The sequence below is a fragment of the Pedobacter endophyticus genome (assembly GCF_015679185.1).
Lineage (GTDB): Bacteria > Bacteroidota > Bacteroidia > Sphingobacteriales > Sphingobacteriaceae > Pedobacter > Pedobacter endophyticus.
In genome coordinates, this window is record NZ_CP064939.1 from 774,046 (window position 1) to 796,010 (window position 21,965).

Annotated in this window: 21 protein-coding genes; 10 read left to right on the forward strand and 11 right to left on the reverse strand. The window is 41.7% G+C overall.

Annotated elements, in window-relative coordinates; all coding sequences use genetic code 11:
- The first annotated feature begins 4 nt into the window (after positions 1–4).
- The gene (locus IZT61_RS03085) at positions 5–1,024 is read left to right on the forward strand and encodes a glycosyltransferase family 2 protein (RefSeq protein ID WP_196101201.1); all 1,020 of its coding nucleotides are present in this window, start codon (positions 5–7) and stop codon (positions 1,022–1,024) included.
- Between the two features lie 595 nt (positions 1,025–1,619).
- Here IZT61_RS03085 and IZT61_RS03090 read toward each other — a convergent pair.
- Together IZT61_RS03090 and aroQ are read right to left on the reverse strand one after the other, a co-directional pair.
- On the reverse strand, positions 1,620–2,333 hold the full coding sequence (locus tag IZT61_RS03090) for a TlpA family protein disulfide reductase (protein WP_196099734.1): 714 nt from the start codon (positions 2,331–2,333) through the stop codon (positions 1,620–1,622).
- 29 nt (positions 2,334–2,362) lie between these two features.
- On the reverse strand, positions 2,363–2,779 hold the full coding sequence (gene aroQ / locus IZT61_RS03095; RefSeq protein ID WP_196099735.1) for a type II 3-dehydroquinate dehydratase: 417 nt from the start codon (positions 2,777–2,779) through the stop codon (positions 2,363–2,365).
- Positions 2,780–2,839: 60 nt separating this feature from the next.
- Here aroQ and xerD point away from each other — a divergent pair, with 60 nt between their 5' ends.
- Entirely contained in the window at positions 2,840–3,739 is a 900-nt protein-coding gene (gene xerD / locus IZT61_RS03100) for a site-specific tyrosine recombinase XerD (RefSeq protein WP_196099736.1), read from the forward strand.
- Here xerD and prmC read toward each other — a convergent pair.
- A complete protein-coding gene (gene prmC, locus IZT61_RS03105; RefSeq protein WP_230383834.1) occupies positions 3,736–4,644 on the reverse strand; it encodes a peptide chain release factor N(5)-glutamine methyltransferase in 909 nt (302 codons plus the stop codon). The two genes, xerD and prmC, sit on opposite strands and share 4 nt — an antisense overlap.
- Before the next feature lie 20 nt (positions 4,645–4,664).
- On the opposite strand from prmC, the gene ribD reads away from it, so the two are divergent.
- Genes ribD through IZT61_RS03125 form a run of 4 tightly spaced genes read left to right on the forward strand, consistent with a single transcriptional unit; the run spans position 4,665 to position 8,068 of the window.
- Entirely contained in the window at positions 4,665–5,720 is a 1,056-nt protein-coding gene (ribD, locus tag IZT61_RS03110) for a bifunctional diaminohydroxyphosphoribosylaminopyrimidine deaminase/5-amino-6-(5-phosphoribosylamino)uracil reductase RibD (protein ID WP_196099737.1), read from the forward strand.
- Complete coding sequence (locus tag IZT61_RS03115) at positions 5,717–6,580, forward strand: DMT family transporter (RefSeq protein ID WP_196099738.1); 864 nt, start codon at positions 5,717–5,719, stop codon at positions 6,578–6,580. Before ribD ends, IZT61_RS03115 begins: the two co-directional genes overlap by 4 nt.
- A complete protein-coding gene (locus IZT61_RS03120; RefSeq protein WP_196099739.1) occupies positions 6,570–7,184 on the forward strand; it encodes an IMPACT family protein in 615 nt (204 codons plus the stop codon). The genes IZT61_RS03115 and IZT61_RS03120 overlap by 11 nt, the downstream gene beginning before the upstream one ends.
- Before the next feature lie 23 nt (positions 7,185–7,207).
- A complete protein-coding gene (locus IZT61_RS03125) occupies positions 7,208–8,068 on the forward strand; it encodes a nucleoside phosphorylase (protein WP_196099740.1) in 861 nt (286 codons plus the stop codon).
- A gap of 126 nt (positions 8,069–8,194) precedes the next feature.
- Here the strand turns inward: IZT61_RS03125 and IZT61_RS03130 are convergent, their stop codons facing one another.
- Both IZT61_RS03130 and IZT61_RS03135 read right to left on the reverse strand, forming a co-directional pair.
- Positions 8,195–8,506, reverse strand: a complete 312-nt coding sequence (locus tag IZT61_RS03130; RefSeq protein WP_196099741.1) for a hypothetical protein — start codon at positions 8,504–8,506, stop codon at positions 8,195–8,197.
- Positions 8,507–8,573: 67 nt separating this feature from the next.
- Complete coding sequence (locus IZT61_RS03135) at positions 8,574–8,909, reverse strand: Rieske (2Fe-2S) protein (RefSeq protein ID WP_196099742.1); 336 nt, start codon at positions 8,907–8,909, stop codon at positions 8,574–8,576.
- A gap of 106 nt (positions 8,910–9,015) precedes the next feature.
- On the opposite strand from IZT61_RS03135, the gene IZT61_RS03140 reads away from it, so the two are divergent.
- Both IZT61_RS03140 and IZT61_RS03145 read left to right on the forward strand, forming a co-directional pair.
- The gene (locus IZT61_RS03140; RefSeq protein ID WP_196099743.1) at positions 9,016–9,639 is read left to right on the forward strand and encodes a 7-carboxy-7-deazaguanine synthase QueE; all 624 of its coding nucleotides are present in this window, start codon (positions 9,016–9,018) and stop codon (positions 9,637–9,639) included.
- Between the two features lie 35 nt (positions 9,640–9,674).
- The gene (locus IZT61_RS03145; RefSeq protein WP_196099744.1) at positions 9,675–11,561 is read left to right on the forward strand and encodes an OmpA family protein; all 1,887 of its coding nucleotides are present in this window, start codon (positions 9,675–9,677) and stop codon (positions 11,559–11,561) included.
- A gap of 721 nt (positions 11,562–12,282) precedes the next feature.
- On the opposite strand, the gene recQ is transcribed toward IZT61_RS03145, so the two are convergent.
- Positions 12,283–14,472, reverse strand: a complete 2,190-nt coding sequence (gene recQ, locus IZT61_RS03150) for a DNA helicase RecQ (protein WP_196099745.1) — start codon at positions 14,470–14,472, stop codon at positions 12,283–12,285.
- Positions 14,473–14,971: 499 nt separating this feature from the next.
- On the opposite strand from recQ, the gene IZT61_RS03155 reads away from it, so the two are divergent.
- Positions 14,972–16,063 carry a mannose-1-phosphate guanylyltransferase gene (locus IZT61_RS03155; protein ID WP_196099746.1) on the forward strand — a complete coding sequence of 364 codons (1,092 nt, stop codon included), beginning with the start codon at positions 14,972–14,974 and terminating at the stop codon, positions 16,061–16,063.
- Between the two features lie 120 nt (positions 16,064–16,183).
- Here the strand turns inward: IZT61_RS03155 and IZT61_RS03160 are convergent, their stop codons facing one another.
- From IZT61_RS03160 to rlmB, 3 genes are all read right to left on the reverse strand, one after another.
- The gene (locus tag IZT61_RS03160) at positions 16,184–16,507 is read right to left on the reverse strand and encodes a helix-turn-helix domain-containing protein (protein WP_196099747.1); all 324 of its coding nucleotides are present in this window, start codon (positions 16,505–16,507) and stop codon (positions 16,184–16,186) included.
- Positions 16,508–16,509: 2 nt separating this feature from the next.
- Complete coding sequence (locus IZT61_RS03165; protein ID WP_196099748.1) at positions 16,510–16,857, reverse strand: type II toxin-antitoxin system RelE/ParE family toxin; 348 nt, start codon at positions 16,855–16,857, stop codon at positions 16,510–16,512.
- 109 nt (positions 16,858–16,966) lie between these two features.
- A complete protein-coding gene (gene rlmB / locus IZT61_RS03170; RefSeq protein WP_196099749.1) occupies positions 16,967–17,734 on the reverse strand; it encodes a 23S rRNA (guanosine(2251)-2'-O)-methyltransferase RlmB in 768 nt (255 codons plus the stop codon).
- Positions 17,735–17,929: 195 nt separating this feature from the next.
- On the opposite strand from rlmB, the gene dnaB reads away from it, so the two are divergent.
- Positions 17,930–19,495, forward strand: a complete 1,566-nt coding sequence (dnaB, locus tag IZT61_RS03175) for a replicative DNA helicase (RefSeq protein ID WP_196099750.1) — start codon at positions 17,930–17,932, stop codon at positions 19,493–19,495.
- A gap of 82 nt (positions 19,496–19,577) precedes the next feature.
- On the opposite strand, the gene IZT61_RS03180 is transcribed toward dnaB, so the two are convergent.
- Positions 19,578–20,195, reverse strand: coding sequence for a porin family protein (locus tag IZT61_RS03180; RefSeq protein ID WP_196099751.1), 618 nt, complete (start codon positions 20,193–20,195; stop codon positions 19,578–19,580).
- Between the two features lie 293 nt (positions 20,196–20,488).
- On the reverse strand, positions 20,489–21,706 hold the full coding sequence (gene chrA / locus IZT61_RS03185; RefSeq protein ID WP_196099752.1) for a chromate efflux transporter: 1,218 nt from the start codon (positions 21,704–21,706) through the stop codon (positions 20,489–20,491).
- Positions 21,707–21,965 lie beyond the last annotated feature (259 nt).

Here is a 21,965-nt window from a genome sequence, read left to right on the forward strand (position 1 = left end):
CAAAATGAACCCCTCAGTAGCTGTTGTTATATTAAACTGGAACGGAAAAGCGTTTTTAGCGCAATTTTTACCATCCCTTTTACTGTCATCGTACCATAACCTGCAGATCATTGTGGGCGATAACGCTTCAACAGATGACTCAGTATCTTACCTCGAAGCCAGTTTCCCAACGGTTAAGGTGATAAGGAATGAAGCAAACTACGGTTTTGCCGGTGGCTACAACAAGGTATTAGAGCAAGTGGAGGCCGATTATTTCGTGTTGTTAAATTCGGATGTTGAAGTACCGCCCAACTGGATCAAGCCCGTAATAGACCTGATGGAAAGCGATGCCAAAATCGCAGTAGCACAGCCGAAAATTAAATGGCAGGCCAACAAAAACCAGTTTGAATATGCTGGCGCCGCCGGGGGCTATTTAGATATTCATGCATTTCCATTTTGCCGTGGCCGGTTATTTAACGTTTTTGAAACCGATAACGGTCAGTATAATCAGCAAACTGAAATATTTTGGGCAAGCGGAGCCGCATTTTTTATTAAAAGCAAGTGCTGGAAAGAAGCGGGCGGATTAGATGCCGATCTTTTCGCCCACATGGAAGAAATTGATCTTTGTTGGCGATTAAAAAACATGAACTACAAAGTAGTGTATTGCCCGGCAGCTGAGGTTTACCACGTTGGCGGCGGCACCTTACAGGCTGAAAACCCGTTTAAAACCTATTTAAATTTTAGGAACAACTTAATTATTATGCAAAAGAATCTGCCTGCGGGCGATGCTTTTTTTAGGATAATGATTAGAATGGCGATCGATTTTGTTGCCTGGTGGCATTTTCTTTTATCGGGCAAGCCAAAGTTTACATTAGCGGTAAGCAAGGGGCATTGGCACTTTGTTAAAGCGATTGCTAAAACAAACAAAAAGCGAAGCGGCCACCAAAAAGCCTTTGCAGCACATACAGGCGTGTATCATAAAAGCGTAGTCTGGGCGTTTTTTGTAAAGAAGATTAAATACTTTAGCCAGTTGGGCAAAATTTAATCGCCTTGTGAACTGGCAAAGAAGTCAAGTTTTTTGAAACTTGACTTGTTTATTAGATCCTTCAGTGTTGGTCGAGATTTGCAATCTCGTCCTAGTTAATGCTAAATTTAAATTCAGAGTATAAGGAAGGTCCTGAAACAAGTTCAGGATGACGTACGTTCATAGTTGGCATTTAATTGCGCTTTGGCTCGTCATTTCGCCTATCCACCTCGCCATAATGGACTTGATCCAGCATCCTTCCAGCTTGGCGTTATGCTATAGAGATCCAATCAACATTCCAGACTCAGGACTCAAGACTCAAGACTCAAGACTCAATTTTTTAGCTTAGCCACCTCGTCATGCTGGACTTAATCCAGCATCCTTCCAGCTTGGCGTTATGCTATAAAGATCCAATCAACATTCCAGACACAGGACTCAAGACTCAATTTTTTAGCTTAGCCACCTCGTCATGCTGGGCCTGATCCAGCATCCTTCCTACCTAGCGCTATACTGTAAGATCAATTCAATATTCCAGACTCGCAACTCCAAACTCACAACTCCAAACTCCAAACTCGCAACTCCCAACTCAAAACTCCAAACTCCCAACTCAAAAACTTCACTTCGCCAAAGCTTCATCAATCGATTTCTTTATCCAATGAATGGTATTCGGCGCCAAACCCACAGTGCTAAATTTTATCTTACCATTGTTTACAACCACATGCGTTGGGTATAGCCTCACATTAAATTTATCGGCAATGTAGCGCCCTCCATCTACAACATTGTACGCGTAAGGGTTCGACTTTAAAAAGTTATTCAGCTCATATTTGCTGTCGGTTGCAATGGCTAAAAATATCACGTCTGGATTATCCTTATATGCCGCAACCAGTTCATTAAGCTGTGGAATTTTCTGCCTGCATGGCGGGCAATTGATAAACCAAAAATTCAAAACAATTACCTTGTCCTTTGCTGTTTTTAAATCGAACTTGTTTCCGTTTATATCGGTCACCTTGAAACCTTTAAACTCATCTTCTTCTTTAAAAGATTCACTTGGTTTTGGTTTCGGCATTCGGTTAAAGTAGGCCACCTTTTCCTCCTCGTTCAATTTATAAATCAGGTATTCCGGTTTACCGCTATCAGTAACCGTTTTCCGGTTTTTTATCGCATACTTGCCTGTTTGCATCAACTTTCGCCATACCGCATACGGATAAACCATTCCATCTTCGCCCCTAACAACCGTAGCTTCGTTTAATACGGTTTTTGTGGGTGCAGACTGAGCGTTGACCACTAAAGCACTGAAAAAAAACAATAGGGAGAACGTTAATTTTTTCATGATATTAGATTTAAAGGTTATTAAGCTGACTACATCAACAAGCTTTCAATGGCCAATCGGTAGCCCTTCATTCCGAATCCGGTAAGTACGCCCTGGCAGTTTTTCCCGGTTAACGAAATATGGCGGTATTCCTCGCGGGCGTAAATATTTGATACATGCACCTCTACCACAGGCGTTTTAATGGCGGCGATTGCATCGGCAATTGCTACGGAGGTATGCGTATAGCCCCCCGCATTCAGCACAATACCATCGTAACTAAATCCCACTTCGTGCAGTTTGTTAATGATCTCGCCCTCAACATTACTCTGGAAGTACTCAATCTCTATAATCGAATAAATCGACCTCAACTCCTTCACATAATCTTCAATGCTCGTGCTGCCATAAATTGATGGTTCGCGTACACCAAGCAAATTTAAGTTCGGACCGTTAATAATTTGTATTTTCATGATATCTTGCAACATTATTTATTGTAACGTTGCAATGTTATAAAAAATCTTAAATAAAACATGCTTTGGCAGTCACATATTAAAGGGTTTACAACTTATTTAAAGCTCGAGCGTTCCCTATCGTCGAACTCGGTACATGCTTATTTAAGCGACATTGATAAATTGCAACAATATTTTCAATCCATAAATCAATCGCCTTCGCTCGCTGCGATAAATGTCGGCGATCTACGGTCCTTTTTATCGTGGCTGAATCAATTGGGCATGCTGCCCAGCACCCAGGCAAGGGTAATTTCGGGTTTAAAAGCTTTTTTTACCTACCTGATGTTGGAAAATGAAATTCAAAACGATCCAACGGCTTTGATCGAAGCACCCAAGTTGAGCAGAAAGCTGCCCGACACCCTCAACATACACGAAATTAACGATCTTATTTCTGCCATCGATGCCTCAAAGCCAGAAGGAATGCGCAACAAGGCCATTATCGAGGTATTGTACGGTTGTGGGCTTCGCGTTACCGAACTAACAGAACTTAAAATATCCAATATCTATCCGCAAATCGAGTTTATAAAGGTTATCGGTAAGGGAAACAAGGAGCGCTTGGTACCCATTGGCGGCACGGCGTTGAAGCTCCTGGATATTTATCTTAGTCAGGTGCGGGTACACGTTAAAATTAAGAAAGGCAATGATGATTACGTTTTTTTAAATCGGTTTGGGGCAAAGCTCTCACGAATTTCGGTGTTTAATTTAATTAAATCGTTGGCCGTAGCTACCGGATTAAAGAAAAGCATCAGTCCCCACACCCTCCGGCACTCGTTTGCTACCCATTTAATTGAGGGCGGCGCCGATTTAAGGGCAATACAAGAAATGTTAGGGCATTCGAGTATTACCACTACCGAGATTTACACGCACGTAGATCGAGATTATTTGAGAGAGGTAATTACCCAGTTTCACCCAAGGTCTTAAACCTTCGCCTTTATCATTCTATCTTTCCCATGCATATCTTTCCGTAACACAATATCATTAAATCCTTTAGCCTTTAGCAGCTCAACTGTTTCCTTACCTAAATATTCGTTTATTTCGAAGTAAAGTTGTCCTTTAGCTTTGAGGTTCGTTTTAGCAAAGGCTGCGATAGCATTATAAAAAACCAGCGGATCATCATCAGCAACAAACAAGGCCAGATGCGGCTCATGCTTTAATACATTGGCATGCATTTCAACTTTTTCTAAAGCTCTGATATAAGGCGGATTACTAACAATCACATCAAATTTTTGTTCACTTTCGTAACCAAGAATATCTGCCTCAATAAAATCGATTTCCACCCCAATGGCTTTCGCGTTTTGTACAGCAACAGCTATCGCTTTTCCAGAGATATCTATTGAAGAAACAGCAAAGTTGGGCAAGTGCTTTTTCAGGGCTATTGGTATACAGCCCGAGCCGGTGCCGATATCGAGCAGGCCTTTTTGAACCCTTACATCCGGCAAATTTTCATTAATGATCCAATCTACCAGCTCCTCCGTTTCTGGCCTCGGGATCAATACACTTTCGTTAACCTTAAAAACTGAACCGTAAAAATGAGCTTCGCCCAAAATGTACTGTATCGGCCTACCGATTTTCAGATCGTTAAGTACCGTTAACAGCTTTTGCACCTGCAGGTAACTCAAATCCAGGTCGCCAAGCAGTCTGATTTTATTATAATGAATTTCCAGAACGTGTTCAAGCGCCAAACCGAACAAATTCTTCGTTTCATCCACATCGTACAAAGGCTCCAGTTCGATGATAAAATCTTCCTTAAGTGCTTCAATTTTCATTTTTGCAAAATTACTTATTTGCTGCGATAACAATCCTATTTTATCAGTTCCATCGGCCATTTTTTACTACTTTTGCCCCAATGAGCGATGAATTTTACATAACACGCTGTTTAGAACTGGCTGCACTTGCGATGGGCAATGTGAGCCCCAACCCCATGGTGGGCTGCGTAATTGTTGCCGATGGGCAGATTATTGGCCAGGGTTACCACCAACACTATGGAAAACCACATGCAGAGCCCAACGCCATCAGCTCAGTAATTGAAAAATACGGCAACCAGGCCCAGGAGCTGCTGAAGAAAGCCACGGCTTATGTAAATTTAGAGCCCTGTGCCCATTTCGGAAAAACGCCCCCCTGTGCCGATTTATTGGTAAAACACCAACTTAAAAAAGTGGTTATCGGCAACCGCGATCCCTTTGCCAGTGTCGACGGAAAAGGGATTGAAAAACTTAAAAACGCAGGCATTGAGGTGGTAAGTGGAATTTTAGATGCCGAATGCCGACACTTCAACCGTCGCTTTTTTACCCGGATTAAACAGCAACGCCCTTACATTATATTAAAATGGGCCCAAACCGCCAATGGCTTTTTTGCCACTGCCGATGGCCATCAGAAATGGATAAGCGGCAATTTGGCAAAACGCCTCGCTCACCAGTGGCGCACAGAAGAAGATGCCATTTTAATCGGTAAAAAAACCGCATTGATGGATAATCCGCAATTGACTGCACGAGAATGGCCGGGGAAAAACCCGATCAGGCTCGTAATCGACAAAAATCTGCAGGTTCCACAAAGCAACCACATCTATAATAACGAAGCCAAAACAATCATCTTTAATGAGATTAAAACCGATTTAGTGGATAACATTCACTATATCCAAATGGAAGACATGCATTTCTATCTCGGCCAAAAAATTGCCTTTCAACTGTATCTCATGGATATTCAATCGGTAATCATCGAAGGCGGCGTTAACATTTTGAAACAGTTTTTAGAAACCAATCTTTGGGATGAGGCCCGCATATTTTCATCTGCCAACAGCTGGACGGAAGGAATTGCCTCGCCAAGCATAGGCGGCAACCTCACCGAACAAATCCAGATCGGGCCCGATAAACTATCGATTTATATTAATAGCATAAACCCATGATTTTTATCCTTTTAAGTATTTGTTGTAGCGTTACAGTAGCTGTATTATTAAAGCTGGCGAAACGTTATCAAATCAGCATTATACAAGCCGTTACCGTAAATTACTTCGTAGCATTAATTCTTTGCTTCCTCTTTTTTAAGCCCGAAGTGTCGGCGATAAATGTCGATTCCCCGTGGCCAGTTTACATTTCGCTTGCCATTTTACTTCCCTCCATATTTCTGTTTTTGGCCGCCTCAATAAAAAATCTAGGCATCGTTAAAACCGATATTGCCCAACGGCTTTCTTTGTTTATTCCAATTCTCGCTGCCTATTTTATCTTTAAAGAAGATTTTAATAACCTTAAAATAATTGGTTTAGCTATCGGTTTTCCGGCCATAGTGCTCACCTTTATCCGAAAATCCGATCAGGGCAATAACAATCGCAGGTGGCTCTACCCCATTATGGTTTTTGTTGGTTTTGGCGTTATCGACGTTCTTTTTAAGCAAATAGCACTTTATAAGGCCGCACCCTACACCACTTCGCTTTTTCTTGTTTTTTGCCTGTCGTTTATCCTATCGCTATTCATTGTTACTGCAATGGCAATTACCCGAAAAACTAAACTTCAACTGGTAAATGTAGCCTGCGGCGCAATATTGGGAATTTTTAACTTCGGCAACATCTTGTTTTATATGAAGGCACATAAAGCACTGGCGCAGAATCCATCGACGGTTTTTGCTGCTATGAACCTCGGCGTAATCATTGTAGGCACCTTAATAGGCGTGCTGGTGTTTAAAGAGCGATTGACGAAATTGAATTACGCCGGAATTATCCTCGCCCTCGTGGCCATCATCTTTATTAAACTATCGCAAGATGCTGTTTGACGACTCCTATAAAACTATCCAAAGCCCATCAGAAGGCATATTTCGCGATCGCGGAAGCAAGTTTATCGCCTACGCGTACCCCATTCGCTCAGAAGATCAGGTAAAGCCAATTTTAACCCATTTAAAGGCCGAGCATGCAAAAGCACGACATTGGTGTTACGCTTACCGGTTAACGCCCGATCGCTCCGTTTTCAGGATAAACGACGATGGGGAGCCATCCGGCACCGCTGGCAGGCCAATTCTCAATTGCCTGCTCTCAGCCGACATTACAAATGTATTGGTTGTTGTGGTTCGGTACTTCGGCGGAACATTGTTGGGCGTGCCAGGTTTAATCAATGCCTATAAAAATGCGAGTTTAGAGGCCCTCGCATCCGCAAATGTCATTACAAAAACCATTAACGATGTATATGAGATTACTTTCAACTACTTGCAAATGAACCATGTGATGAAACTGGTCAAAGACGAAAACCTTGATGTATTAAAACAACAATTTGACGTGGACTGTTTACTGCGAATTGAGATTAGAAAGGCGCAACTCAATCATGTTTTGGCCAGATTCGATAAGCTCGAAAACGTAAAACAGAAGTATATACAAACGATTTAAGCAAACCAAAGCCGTTACAACCTATGAAAATAGCTCAAAGTGATTTGATCATCAATCCCGATGGCAGCATTTACCACCTCAACCTATTGCCCGGCGATGTAGCAGAAACGGTGATTACCGTCGGCGACCCTGATCGTGTAAGCCAGGTAAGCAAACATTTCGACACTATTGAGCTAAAAAAGGGAAAGCGTGAGTTTATTACCCATACCGGCTTTGTCGGCAAAAAACGGGTCACTGTCCTGTCTACAGGTATAGGAACAGATAATATCGATATTGTTCTTAACGAACTGGATGCTTTGGTTAATATCGATTTCAACGCTCGCCAAATTAAGCAAGAACTTACTTCATTAAATATTGTCCGCATTGGCACTTCCGGTTCAGTACAGCCCGATATCCCCATGGGAACCATTTTGGCCTCCGCTTACGGCCTTGGTATGGATGCCCTGATGAACTACTATCTACCCCCCGAACTGAATAGTAACGCTGCCTTGCTCGAAGAGATTAAAGTTCATTTTAAAGGCTTTCAGAAGATTAATCCTTATTTAAATGCTGCTGATGAAAACCTTTTAAATACCATCGGAAAAGATTTACCCACGGGGATTACTGTTACAGCCCCCGGTTTTTATGCACCGCAGGGTCGCCTGGTGAGGGCGCAAAACGCTGTTCCCCATTTTATAAATCTCGTAAGCAGTTTTAAAAGCAACCAGTATCGAATTACAAACCTCGAAATGGAAACCGCAGGCATCTATGCCTTAGCCAACGTTTTAGGGCATAAAGCACTATCAATTAATGCCATTTTAGCCAGCCGCGTAAATTTCCAGTTTAGCAGCGAACCCGATAAAGTTGTAGAAAACGCAATAAAATTGGTTTTAGAAAGGCTTTGATTTAGTGGCGATGCCACCCTGAGCGCCCGCCCAGTGTCATTTAGTTGAGCCTGCTCCGTGTCATCCGATAGCTATCGGATCTGAGCCTTTCGACTTCGCTCAAGATAACTCAGTCGAAGCCCTTTTTTATTGGATAAAACCATTAACATCCGCCCTTCGACTCCGCTCAGGGTGACAATGTTCTATAATTTTATCCTTAACTAAATGACATTGAGCGCCCTGATGCATTAAACTATCACTCCGGTTCATTAAACTGCCATCCCGGTTCATTAAACTATCACTCCGGTTCATTAAATTGCCATCCCAGTCCATTAAACTATCACTCTGGTTCATTAAACTGCCATCCCGGTTCATTAAACTATCACTCCGGTTCATTAAACTGCCATCCTGGTTCATTAAACTAACACCCCGGTTCATTAAACTAACACTCCGGTTCATTAAACTGAAATGCCGACGCAGCGACCACCTAAAAACTGATACACGGCTTGTACTTTATAAGGAAACATTACCCCCAAAGCTTGCTCCACCAACTTTCTTCAAAACCGATATACAAACCATCCTCACGCACCTCGGTAGGGTAAATATCGATATAATCGCCTTGCCCCTCCGCTCCTCTTCCCGTTTCCAAATCGTATTCGTAGCGGTGAATCGGGCAAACTAAATGGCCGTTCTTGCACCATCCACCAGAAAAGTGGCCACCCGCATGCGGGCATGAAGACTGCGTAGCTATCATGTTATCCTCATTATTAATAATACAAAGTTGTTTACCGTTCACATTTACGGTCTTAATGGCATTCAACCCCGGAAGTTGGACTTTATTCAGCGCTTTAAACCACTTCATAGCGCTAATTTAAGTATTTAAATATCAGTGTTATTTCATCTTTCCACTAATTTTTGAAAGAGAAACGGCTACACCATATTTTTTTAAGATATTTGCATCCTCAAAAATGAAACAACACATACCAGACGACGGCACATTGCTTCCTTTAATGGAAGAATTCTACACCATTCAGGGCGAGGGATTTAACACGGGGAAAGCGGCTTATTTCATTCGCTTAGGTGGTTGCGATGTGGGCTGCCACTGGTGCGATGTAAAAGAAAGCTGGGATGCCGAGATGCATCCGTTAACCCCAGCCGACATAATTGTAGCTAATGCCGATCAGCACCCCGGTAAGGCCGTAGTAATTACAGGCGGCGAACCCTTAATTTATAACCTCGATTATTTAACCGCGAAACTTAAAGAGCGTGGAATTTTGACCTTTATTGAAACCTCTGGCGCTTATCCACTTTCGGGCAATTGGGACTGGATTTGCCTATCGCCAAAAAAGTTCAAAGCACCTCGGCCCGATATTACACCAGTTGCCAACGAGCTTAAGGTAATTGTTTTCAACAAAAGCGATTTTAAATGGGCAGAGGAATATGCCGCAATGGTATCGCCGAACTGCAAATTATATCTTCAGCCAGAATGGTCTAAATCGAAGGAAATTACGCCCATGATTATCGATTATGTAATGGCCAACCCCAAATGGGAGATATCTTTGCAAACCCATAAATTTTTAAATATTCCTTAAAAACAATACATTAGCTTTAACCAAATGTTAATGTAATGAAATACTGGTTTTCTTTAGTTTTTTGCATCTCGAGTATTTTGTGCCTTGCGCAAAGCTCAACAAACAGAAAAGCGCAAATTGCTTTCGAAAAAGCAGGCCAGTTTGTTCAGCAACAGGATTATGCTTCCGCAGCTCAAAACCTGGAGAACGCAGTTAAAGAAGATCCGCAATTTCAGTCCGCACATATTCTTTTGGGCGACGTGTATCGCATTCAAAAAAAATATAGTGCTGCAAAGAATGCGTTTGAAAAAGCAATTTCGATAAATAAAAACGTTGCACCCCCCGTAATTTATAACCTTGCCGAAATGGAATTTGCCATGCAGGATTATGATAAGGCCAGGCAACATTTCGATGAGTTTTTAGCGCTCAATAGTGCTTCAGACAGAGTAAAAAGGGCAAAAAAATACTTGCTCGACTGCGATTTTGCTAAGGTCGCTATTAAAAGCCCTGTGAAATATACGCCAACCAATTTGGGCAATGGAGTAAACACAACCGATGCCGAATATTTTCCCGCCTTAACCGCCGATGGCGAAACCTTGATTTTTACCCGTCAGGTAAACGGAAATGAAGATTTCTGGACCTCGCAGTTTAAAAACAATGCGTGGACGCTGGCCAGCCCCTTATCTAACAATATAAACACTGCACGCTATAATGAAGGTGCTCAAACGATTTCGCCCGATGGAAAATATCTGTTTTTTACCGGCTGCAATCGACCCGATGGACTTGGCAGATGCGATATTTATGTGTCGCACCGCGAAGGAAAAGGCTGGGGTGAGCCGTATAATGTTGGGAAGCCTGTTAATTCAGAATATTGGGAATCCCAGCCCGCCATTAGTCCCGATGGCAGAACCTTGTATTTCATTAGCAACCGGCCGGGAGGATCTGGCGGTTACGACATTTGGAAAAGTACCATTACCGACGATGCAAAATGGGGCCCCGCAATCAATCTCGGCCCCGAAATAAACACCGCTTACGATGAAAATACCCCGTTTCTACATGCCGATGGAAAAACGCTTTATTTCTCGTCAGACGGCTGGCCCGGATTCGGAAACAAAGACATTTATTACAGTAGAATGGACGATGCGGGAGCCTTTAAAAAGCCCGTAAACATGGGCTACCCACTTAATTCCTTCGAAGATGAAAACGGGTTGATTGTGAGCGCCAACGGAAATTTTGGGATGTTTTCTTCCAACTTAAAGGATGGCTTCGGCAGTCAAGACATTTATAGCTTTGGGATGCCCGAAGCCGCCAAACCGTTAAAGGTTTCGTATGTTAAAGGGATTGTTCGCGATAAAGACACTAAGAAAACAATTGAAAGTAACGTTCAGGTTATCGATTTAAAAACCAATAAAACCGTGTTTGATGATTATACGGATTCGGAAACCGGACAGTTTTTAGCCGTGATGCCAATCGGAAGCGACTATTTGTTCAACGTTAATGCCGACGGCTATTTATTTTATTCCGAAAATTTTGAATTAAAAGCCAGCGACATCAGCAAGCCGTACCAACTGGAGGTGTATATCGAAAAGATAAAAGAAGGTGGTAACGTAACGCTAAGAAATATCTTCTTCGATACCAATAAATTCAACCTTTTGCCCGCATCAATCAGGGAGCTTAACCTACTGATCGATTTCTTGCAGCAAAACACAAATGTAAATATCCAAATTCAGGGGCATACCGATAACGTCGGCGATGCAAAATTGAACGAAAAACTGTCGCTACGCAGAGCAAATGCCGTTTACGAATACCTGATCAAAAACAGCATCCAACCAAACAGACTTACCTTTAAAGGCTTCGGCGCAAGCAAGCCAATTGCCGATAATAAAACTGAAAGTGGCAGAAAAAATAACCGAAGAACTTCGTTCGTGATTACCAAGATCTAGAAAAAATGGATATAGTAATAAGAAGAATATGATGTTGAACTTATAATGGCCGACCAATACAAAAACTTGTATATTTTATTTGAAAATTCATATTGTTCAACCTGCCGGGGAGCATCGACGATTGTTGATTACAAACCTTTTTTAAATAACTTGAATGACATTATACTAAAAGGATTTTGTGCAGAATGCGAGGGAAAAGTAAATCGATATATTGAAACGGGTGAAAGCCGGCAAAATGCGGAAGTGGCAAAGCATATCCGGAACGTGTTGGCATTATTCAAAAAAAGGAAGAAGTAGAATTCGTTTTTACCTTTTGAGCGCAAGGAAATTAAAATTCACTGATAAATATAAATGGATTAGCGTGGAACGCCAACTATGAGCGGTCCTCATCCTCAAAGGTCAGTTTTAAAAAAACAAAGCAGTTGGGATACAAGTTTTTTTGGCGAAGCGTCATTGCCCCAAAGGGGCTACTTTGTAGCGAGGCCGGGTCTGTGCGAGCCGAAGCAATCTAATTTACGAAATGAGATTGCTTCGTGCCTCGCAATGACGAACTTTTATTCATTGGTAGCTTGACTGCGGCGCCTTCGCAATGACGACACTTCAACTCAACGGTTTAAAACCCTAATTTCAGCTTATATAGAAAATATCATGTACCAGACTTGAAAATGAGACCTGAGTGGCAAATTCTCTCAAATCTCATATCTAGTATCTCAAGTCCATCTTAATTTCCTAGCTCAGACATAAATTTAATGCGCATCAACTGAATCTCTTCCCGCGTGTAATCTGTTTCTCCAAGTTCGTTAAGTGCAGCATCTATCGAATCACTTTCGGCCGCCCTGAAATAATCAAAAACCTCATCCTGCCGATCATCATCGATTACTTCGTCGATAAAATAGTTTAAATTAAGCTTTGTGCCAGAGTTTACAATCGATTCAACCTCTTTCAAAATTTCCTCGTAAGTAATGCCCTTCGAATCGGCAATGTCCTCTAACCCAATTTGTCTGTCGATATTTTGGATAATAGAAACTTTCATCTGCGATTTATTGGCCTGGGTTTTTATTATCAGGTCAATCGGACGCTCAATGTCATTATCTTCCACATATTTCTTAATCAACTCGATAAAAGGAGCACCAAATTTCATGGCCTTGCCCGAGCCAACGCCCGAGATTTGTCGAAGCTCTTCCATCGAAATCGGGTAATGCGTACACATTTCCTCTAACGATGGATCTTGGAAAACCACAAACGGAGGTACATTTTTCTGCTTCGCAATCTTCTTGCGCAAATCTCTAAGCAACGATAAAAGGTTGGTATCTAATGCAGCCGTTCCGTGCTTCGCATCGTCATCCTCTTCCTCTACACCATCGCCAATCGGTTCATTTAAAATGAATTTGAGGTGATACGGATTAGCAATAAATTCGCGGCCCTGCTTGGTAAGCTTAAGCAAACCGTAGTTATCGATATCTTTAAATAAGAAATTATTTAAAACGGCCTGGCGGATGATCGACTTCCACATCAACTCACCCTCTTGCTTTCCTATTCCAAACTCAGGAACTTTACTGTGCTCATAAGCAATGGTTTGTGCCGTTTCCAGCCCTAAGAAAACGTTTAAAAGATGTGCATCATCAAATTTTTCTCCCGCCTTATCAATAAACTGAAGCAAAGTTGATAATTGCGTTTCCGCATCGAACTGCTTTTTCGGCTTCTTACAATTATCGCACATGCAGTTGCAGCCCGTTTCATTAAAATTCTCACCAAAATAGTGAAGAATCTGCTTCCTACGGCAAACACCAGACTCGGCATAATCAATTACCTCTTTTAAAATCTGCGTACCAATCTCACGCTCAGAAACAGGCTTGTCTTTCATAAACTTCGCCAGTTTATCAACGTCTTTCTGCGAGTAGAATGCAACACAAACCCCTTCGCCGCCATCGCGTCCGGCCCTACCCGTTTCCTGGTAGTAACCTTCCATGCTTTTTGGCACGTCGTGATGGATTACAAAGCGAACATCAGGCTTATCGATCCCCATACCAAAGGCAATTGTTGCTACAATAACCTCAGCATCTTCCATTAAGAACTTATCCTGCGTTTCGGCCCTAACTTTTGGCTCAAGCCCCGCATGGTAAGGCAGTGCACTAATGCCATTCAGGTTTAACGCCTCTGCAACCTCTTCCACCTTTTTGCGGCTGAGGCAGTAGATAATGCCCGATTTACCCGGGTTCGACTTAATGTACTTAATAATTTCCTTGGTTACATCCCTTTTCGGGCGGATTTCGTAGAACAAGTTTGGCCTGTTAAACGACGACTTAAAGAGGGTCGCCTCAGACATGCCAAGGTTCTTCATAATATCTTGCTGAACCTTCGGCGTTGCCGTAGCGGTTAAAGCAATAATCGGAATGTTGTTGCCTAAGCCAGCAATTACCTGTTTAATTTTACGGTATTCCGGTCTAAAATCATGGCCCCACTCCGATATACAATGCGCTTCGTCGACTGCAACGAACGAAATTTTGATCAGGTTTAAAAACTCAATATTATCTTGCTTTGCCAGGGATTCGGGCGCCACATATAATAACTTCGTTTGACCGCTTAAAAGGTCAGATTTCACCTGAGTAATTTCAGATTTGTTTAGGGATGAATTTAGAAAATGAGCAATACTGTCATTTCCACCAAAGGCCCGTAATTGGTCCACCTGGTTTTTCATTAATGCAATTAATGGAGAAATAACAATTGCTGTTCCTTCGCTCATTAAAGCTGGTAATTGATAGCAAATAGACTTTCCTCCGCCCGTTGGCATGATAACAAATGTGTTATTGCCTTCTAAAATATTTGTAATGATCGACTCCTGATCACCTTTGAAATTATCAAACCCGAAGAAATTTTGCAGGTTATCAAATAACGACTTTTTCACGTCCATTTTGTGTATTAAAATATGCGATGCTATTTTTCTATCCAAAATAACATAATTTTAGCATAATTTCAAGCATCGGCCAACAATTTTTTTCTCTGTTAAAAGTAAAAAATGCGTCATCAGGTCCGTTTACAGGCTGCTTATAGGGCAAACGATCAAAATTTGGAGATTTGCAATTCAACCAACCTAAAACTTTTTGCAGCAATTGTAACTACTATGTTGCAGCAACGCCGAAACCGCAAGGAGCGCCAATTGGGACTGTTGCGATGCAAATACGCACAGAAAAATCACAATACCGTGTGGCGTGTACAGCATACCAAGCCGTCATACCAGCACACTTTACTTCAAAGCAGCGCACTAAATCGAAACACCAGAAAAACATCGGGTTCACATAATTAAACAAAATAACATTACACTGTTGCCAGTTCTAAAACAAAATACTTACTTTGGCATCATCCATTTGCACCACGCCCAAGCAGGGGATTAGTGTAACTTAAAAGCTAAAATGAATAAAGATTATTACGCACTTATTATGGCGGGCGGCGTTGGAAGCCGTTTTTGGCCAGTTAGTAGAACAGAGTATCCGAAACAGTTTATTGATTTCTTTGGTGTTGGAAAAACACTTATCCAGAGCACTTATGAGCGCTTTTTGAAGGTTTGCCCGCCAGAAAACATTTTTATAGTTACGAATGAAATTTATTCGGACCTGATAAAAGAGCAATTGCCGGACATCGGCGACAACCAGATTTTGGCAGAGCCGCTGATGAGAAATACAGCGCCATGTATTGCTTACGGAAGCTTAAAAATATATGAGCTGAACCCGAATGCCACTATTGTTGTTGCCCCTTCCGATCATACCATTGCCAATGTTGATGGTTTTATTGCCTCTATCGAACAATCGCTTGATGCGGCCTCGAAGAACGATTGCCTGATTACTTTAGGAATTAAACCAAACCGCCCCGATACAGGCTATGGCTACATTCAGCATACCGACTACGTGCTTTCTACTGATAACGACCTCCACAAAGTGAAAACTTTTACCGAGAAACCAAATTTGGAATTGGCCAAATCGTTTCTTCAAAGTGGCGATTTCTTATGGAACGCGGGGATTTTTATTTGGTCGGCAAAATCGATTTTAGCTTCTTTCGAAAAGCACCTTCCCGATATGTACGAAATTTTTAATGTCGGAAGATCAGAACTGAATAAGGGCGGCGAGAAAGAGTTTATCAACAACGCCTATTTTCAGTGTACAAACATTTCTATCGACTTCGGCATTATGGAAAAAGCGGAAAATGTTTACGTGCTGCCCGCCGATTTTGGTTGGAGTGACTTGGGCACCTGGGCCTCTATTTACGAAATGGCCGAAAAAGATTATGTGGGCAATGCGGTTATCCCATCAGAACAGGTGATTATGTTCGATTCGTCAAACTGCATGGTTAACGTACCGAAAGATAAGCTGGTTATTTTAAACGGCTTACACGATTATATTGTAGTTGAAAATAACAATATGTTGATGGTTTGCCCGAGAGATGACGAACAAAAAGTAAAAGAATTTGTGGCCGAAGTAAAATCGAGATTTGGCAACAAGTTTATTTAGTATACAAAGAAGTCAAGCTTTATGCAATGTGCATAAAAGCTTGACTTCTTTTAAACGTTACCAAGAATGGAGAGAGGAAAAACGGAAGACTAGATTTTGCACGCTGTAGACAGGCTTTTCTTAATAGGCCAATTTCTCATTATTTAACTCTACATTAAAGCTCACTTTAGCCCCTAACGCATCAAATACCTTTAAAATGGTTTCGAACCTTGCATTTTTCACACTGTTTTCAATTTTAGAGATTTGAGCCTTCTGTACACCAACAATTTCACCTAATTGTTCTTGAGTTAAGTTGCGTTCTTGTCTAGCCTGTTTAATAGCTTGGCCTAACAAGTCAATTTTTAATTCGTTCTCAAACGCCTCACGCCGTTCGGTGCCACGCTCACCTATATGCTTGTCAATCAAAACATCGATTGAAACGGTTTTAAGTTTATTTGCTGTCATTGCTATCTGTTGTTCGTCTTATTATCGAAGTACTGATTTCTTATCTCTTCGGCTTTTTTAATTTCCTTTGCCGGCGTTTTTTGGGTTTTTTTCAAAATTCCGTGCGTCGCCACTACCAAAGTTTTGTTCCCATTTACTTTATCCCAAAACGAAAAAAGCCGGTATGACTTACTGTTGCTTAACGTTCGGAATTCCCAGATGAAGTCGTTCAATTTTTTGAAAATTTCACTATCGCTTAAAAACTGAGCCTTTTTCATATTGTAGTAAATCTTTTCTCTCGCTTTGGAATCAAGGTTCTCTAAAAACTCAATTGCTTCGGGCAATAACTCTATCTCAAAATTCGGCTTCATTTGTTTGTTGTTAAAGGTAAAGATTTCCCAATAAGGAAACAAATTGTCGCCTGAAATTTTCTATCTAATGGAGCTGAAAACTGGAAACTGATAACCGAAAACTGAAAACCTACACCGTACGCTGTCTTACCGCTTCGTACAAGATTACGCCTGCAGAAACCGAAACATTTAGCGATTCAATTTTGCCCGCCATCGGTATTTTCGCCAAATGATCTGCAATTCTTAATAAATCGTTCGAAATACCCTCATCCTCCGAGCCCATAATGATAGCCGTTGGCATCGTGTAATCGGGTGCATAAATCAAATCATTTGTTTTCTCGGTACAAGCCACAAGTTGCAATCCACTGTCTTGCAAGAACAAACACGTTTTATGGAGATTTGCGTGTCGGCAGATTGGAATACTAAACAGCGCCCCCGCGGAAGTCTTAATTGCATCGGCGTTAATTTGAGCAGCATTTTTAAGCGGAACAACAATGGCATGAACACCCACGCATGCAGCCGTACGGGCAATAGCGCCCATGTTGCGCACATCAGTTACACTATCCAGCACCAAAATAAGCGGAACCTCCCCTTTCTCGAAAATCGAGGGAACAATGTCTTCGATATTTTGATAGGTTATCGGCGAAATTACCGCAATTACACCTTGATGGTTCTTTGTCGACATTCTGTTCAGCTTTTCTACCGGAACCGAGTTTAGCGGAATAAGCGTGTCTTTCAAAAGGGCTTTCAGTTCAAGAAATAAATCGCCACCCAGGCCGCGTTGCTGATAAATTGTTTCAATATCTCTACCTGCTTTAACCGCTTCAATAACGGCTCTGATACCAAATACAAATTCATTGTTCTCTTTTGCGCGTTGTGGTCTTCTAAATTTATCCATGTTTTGAAATATTAGGCAAAAGTATTCATTTAAAAACTTTAGCCCTAATCAATTTTGGCTTATTAACAATTACTTGTTTAAAAGATTTTCGATTTTCTAAAAGTTCGAAAATTAATCCGATTAACGATCAATTTGTTAACAAACTACTAGTAACTTGTTAAAACAATGGCGTTAAAATTTAACTACTTTTGTTGAATGAGTATTGATAATGAACAAGGCGGAAAAAACAGTATATCTGCCCGAAAAGCAAGATTAAACACCACAGTAAACACAATGGGTAAACTTCCGCCACAAGCGTTGGATTTGGAAGAAGCCGTTTTGGGTGCGTTAATGCTCGAAAAAGATGCACTTTCTGCGGTAATCGACATTTTAAAACCAGAGGTTTTTTATCAGGAGGCACACCAAAAAATCTTTGCTGCCATACACATGCTGTTCGAGAAATCGAAGCCCGTTGATATTTTAACGGTAACAGCCGAACTACGCCAAATGGGTACACTCGAAATGGTTGGCGGCGCTTATTATATTACTAACCTCACCAATCGTGTTGCTTCGGCAGCAAACATCGAATTTCATGCCCGTATCATTTCCCAAAAATATATTCAAAGGGAACTGATTAGAATTTCGACAGATATTATTACGAATGCCTACGAGGATACAACCGACATTTTCGATTTATTAGATCATGCCGAAAAAGGCTTATTTGATATTGCCCAAAATAACTTGCGTAGAGATACACAAAAGATGGATGATATCATCAAGCAATCGCTGGCCACGCTTGAAGAACTGAGAACAAAAACCGACGGTTTGACGGGTGTTCCCACTGGTTTTACAGGGCTCGATAGAATTACCGGGGGATGGCAAAAGCAGGATCTGGTAATTATTGCTGCCCGTCCGGCGATGGGAAAAACGGCTTTCGTACTCACCTGCGCCAGAAATGCAACGGTCGATTTCCAGAAGCCAACCGTGGTATTCTCGCTCGAGATGTCGTCTGTACAGTTGGTGAATCGTTTAATTTCTGGTGAAGCCGAAATTGAACAGGAAAAAATTAGGAAAGGCAATTTACAAGAGTGGGAATGGCAACAACTGCATAGCAAAATTGGGCGTTTAACTGAGGCTCCGCTGCTAATTGACGATACGCCAGCATTAAACATTTTCGAATTCAGGGCAAAATGCCGTCGTTTAAAGTCGCAATACGACATTCAATTGGTCATTGTCGATTACCTTCAACTGATGCACGGTAAAGGTGAAGGCGGTAAGGGCGGCGGAAACCGTGAGCAGGAAATTGGTAGTATTTCAAGAGCCTTAAAATCGGTAGCAAAAGAGCTTGATGTGCCTGTACTTGCCCTCTCGCAGTTAAGTCGTGCGGTAGAAAGCCGTCCTGGTTTGCAGGGTAAACGGCCAATGTTATCCGATTTGCGTGAATCGGGTTCAATTGAGCAGGATGCGGATATGGTTTTATTCCTTTACCGACCTGAATATTACGGCATTACTGAAGATGAGCAAGGCCGCTCGCAAGCTGGTATTGGCGAGGTAATTATTGCGAAGCACCGTAATGGTGAAACCGGGATTGTGCCGCTGCGTTTTGTGGGTAAGTTTGTAAAGTTTACCGATTTGGAAGAAGATTTTACCGCCCCGAGTTCGTTTGCAGCTGCCGATCCATCGGCGGGAATGTACCCCTCACAAGATTTCGAAAAACAAAGCAATGTGATCATCCGCCCATCTAAAATGGACGATTATAGCGACGATGAGCCGCCGTTTTAACCGCGATAGGTATAAGTCATCGGATGAATAGTGCAATCTGCTAAGATTCATCCGATGACTAATTGCTGGTAACAGGTACCATTTACATACCGTAAACCAAACCTACGTTGAAACTCGATCTGGAATTTTGTATTGTACTTCCCTGATTATTTCGGACTAAATCAGTAATGCCAGCCTGTCCGTCCAATTCAAACAATACCTTCAGTTTATTTGCCACGGGCACCTTTACCCCAATCCCTAAATCTATCCCGATATCGGTAGTGTTAAAAAAATCTTTAAAGTCTGTACCTAACTTCGTTTCGGTAGCATTTATTAAGATGCCTACATAGGGTCCGAAGTTTAAGTACCAGTTTCGTTTTTTACCAAAATGCCAATTTGCCATCACTGGGATGGTGATATAATCTGTTCGGTAGTCCGTTTCGAAGGTATCGCCGGTATCAAAATTCTCTAGATAACCGTTATCCCACCCTTTCTGGTCGTAACCAATTTTGGCCTTGATGCTCCACCGATCCGAAAAGAAATAATCGCCCACGGCGGTAACGTTGAAACCGATTCTGGAATCGCTGTTTACAGCGTTGCTGCTTGATACGGTTGCGGCATTGAGCCCAACGTGCCCGCCAAATTCGAAACTGTTTTTTTCTTGAGCTTGCGCACTAACTCCAAGCCCGCTTAATAATAGAAGCGTTAATAGTTTTCTCATAATCTGTTTGGTTAATATGGCGGCCAAGTTAAAACTAATTCTTAATTTTTTACTACTTATGAGAATATTTTGTGTCAGAAATTCGTTGTATGCCTTTTTCTGATGCGCACGCGTGAGGAGCGAAATACTATTTATAGTTTATCCGGCTATTAATTATTATGCAACAGCGGCAGAAGCAAGCTTTTTTTATAAAGAGTATTTGTTAGATACCTGTCTTACTGCTCAGGATGATTATAAGGTCGTTCTTCGGTATTTCGAAATAGCGTTTAAATCGATTGCCGAAAAATAAATACTTAAAACAAAAACCCGATCACTATTCCAGCCAAAACGATTACTGGCGGACTGATTTTGGTAAAGGTGAGTAATAAAAAAGTGGCAAGCATAATCCCAAGGAAAATCCAGTTAAAGCCCATGGGAATGAGCAGAAGAATAAACGCAGCAATGATAAAGCCAACACTAACCGCGTTAATCCCCTTTAAACTGTGGCGAATCCTGCTGATTTTCTTTAAGTCGTCCCAAAACGGGACGATAAAAAGGACCAGTATCAATCCGGGCAAATTGATGCCGATAACACCGATTAAGCCACCCAATACTTGGCCCCACATTCCGTAGCCGAAGTTTTTCATACTCAGTGCACCAAGATAACTCGTAAATGAAAAGGTTGGCCCTGGCAACGCCTGTTGCAGTGCAAACCCTGATAAAAAGCCCGGTGCATGCAGGTAATGTTTCATTTCTACAAACTCGGTAAACATCAATGGAACGAGCACTTGCCCGCCACCGAAAACCAAAATTCCGTTACGGTAAAAGTTTTCTAGTAAACGAATGGGTAAACTAAATGGCGACGTTCGGTTAATAATGGCCCCCACCAAAGCGAACAATAACAATACACCCAAAAAGTAAATCATTTTTCGCGGGTTAATGTTCGAAAACAACCTTACGCGAAGGTCTGTTTCTTCTTTTGGTGTTTCTATGGCCGATGAAATAATGCCACCAACTAAAATGGCGAGTGGAAAAACATAAGCATTTCTGAGTACAAATGTGGCAACAACAGAACCAACTGCCAAAAAAATAGATACTTGCGATGATAACACCTTTTTGCCCAACTTCCATGCACCGTAAGCAACAATACCCAGCGCTATTGGCTGTATGTATTCCAACACATCATTAAACTTTTGCTTTTGATCAAGCAACGCATAACTTATTGCAGCAAAAGTCATTATCGTCGCTGTAGGAAAAATCCAGATCAGAAATGTGATGATGGCCAATTTTAGTCTACCTACTTTCCAGGCAATACCAACTAACGTTTGTGTAGATGCAGGGCCGGGCAGCACCTGCGCTAATGCATTTAGTTCCAGCAATTCCTCTTCAGAAATAAACCTGGTGCTTTGAACGAAATATTTCAACAGCAAGGCCAGGTGGGCTTGTGCGCCCCCGAAAGATGTAAAAGTAAAAAACACAACGTTTCTAATAAATAGCCACTGCCTTTTGGCCCCAATCGGTTTATTCTGCATTTAGTACGGTAACTGGTTGTTGGTTAAATTGTTTAATTGCTGGATTGTTGAATTGTTTTAATTGGGTATTGTTAATTGTCCTTCGACTCCGCTCAGGATGACAGTTGGTTATTGCAAATTGTTTTAATTGGGTACTGTTAATTGTCCTTCGACTCCGCTCAGGATGACAGTTGGTTATTGCTAATTGTTTTAATTGGGTATTGTTAATTGTCCTTCGACTCCGCTCAGGATGACAGTTGGTTATTGCAAATTGGTTATT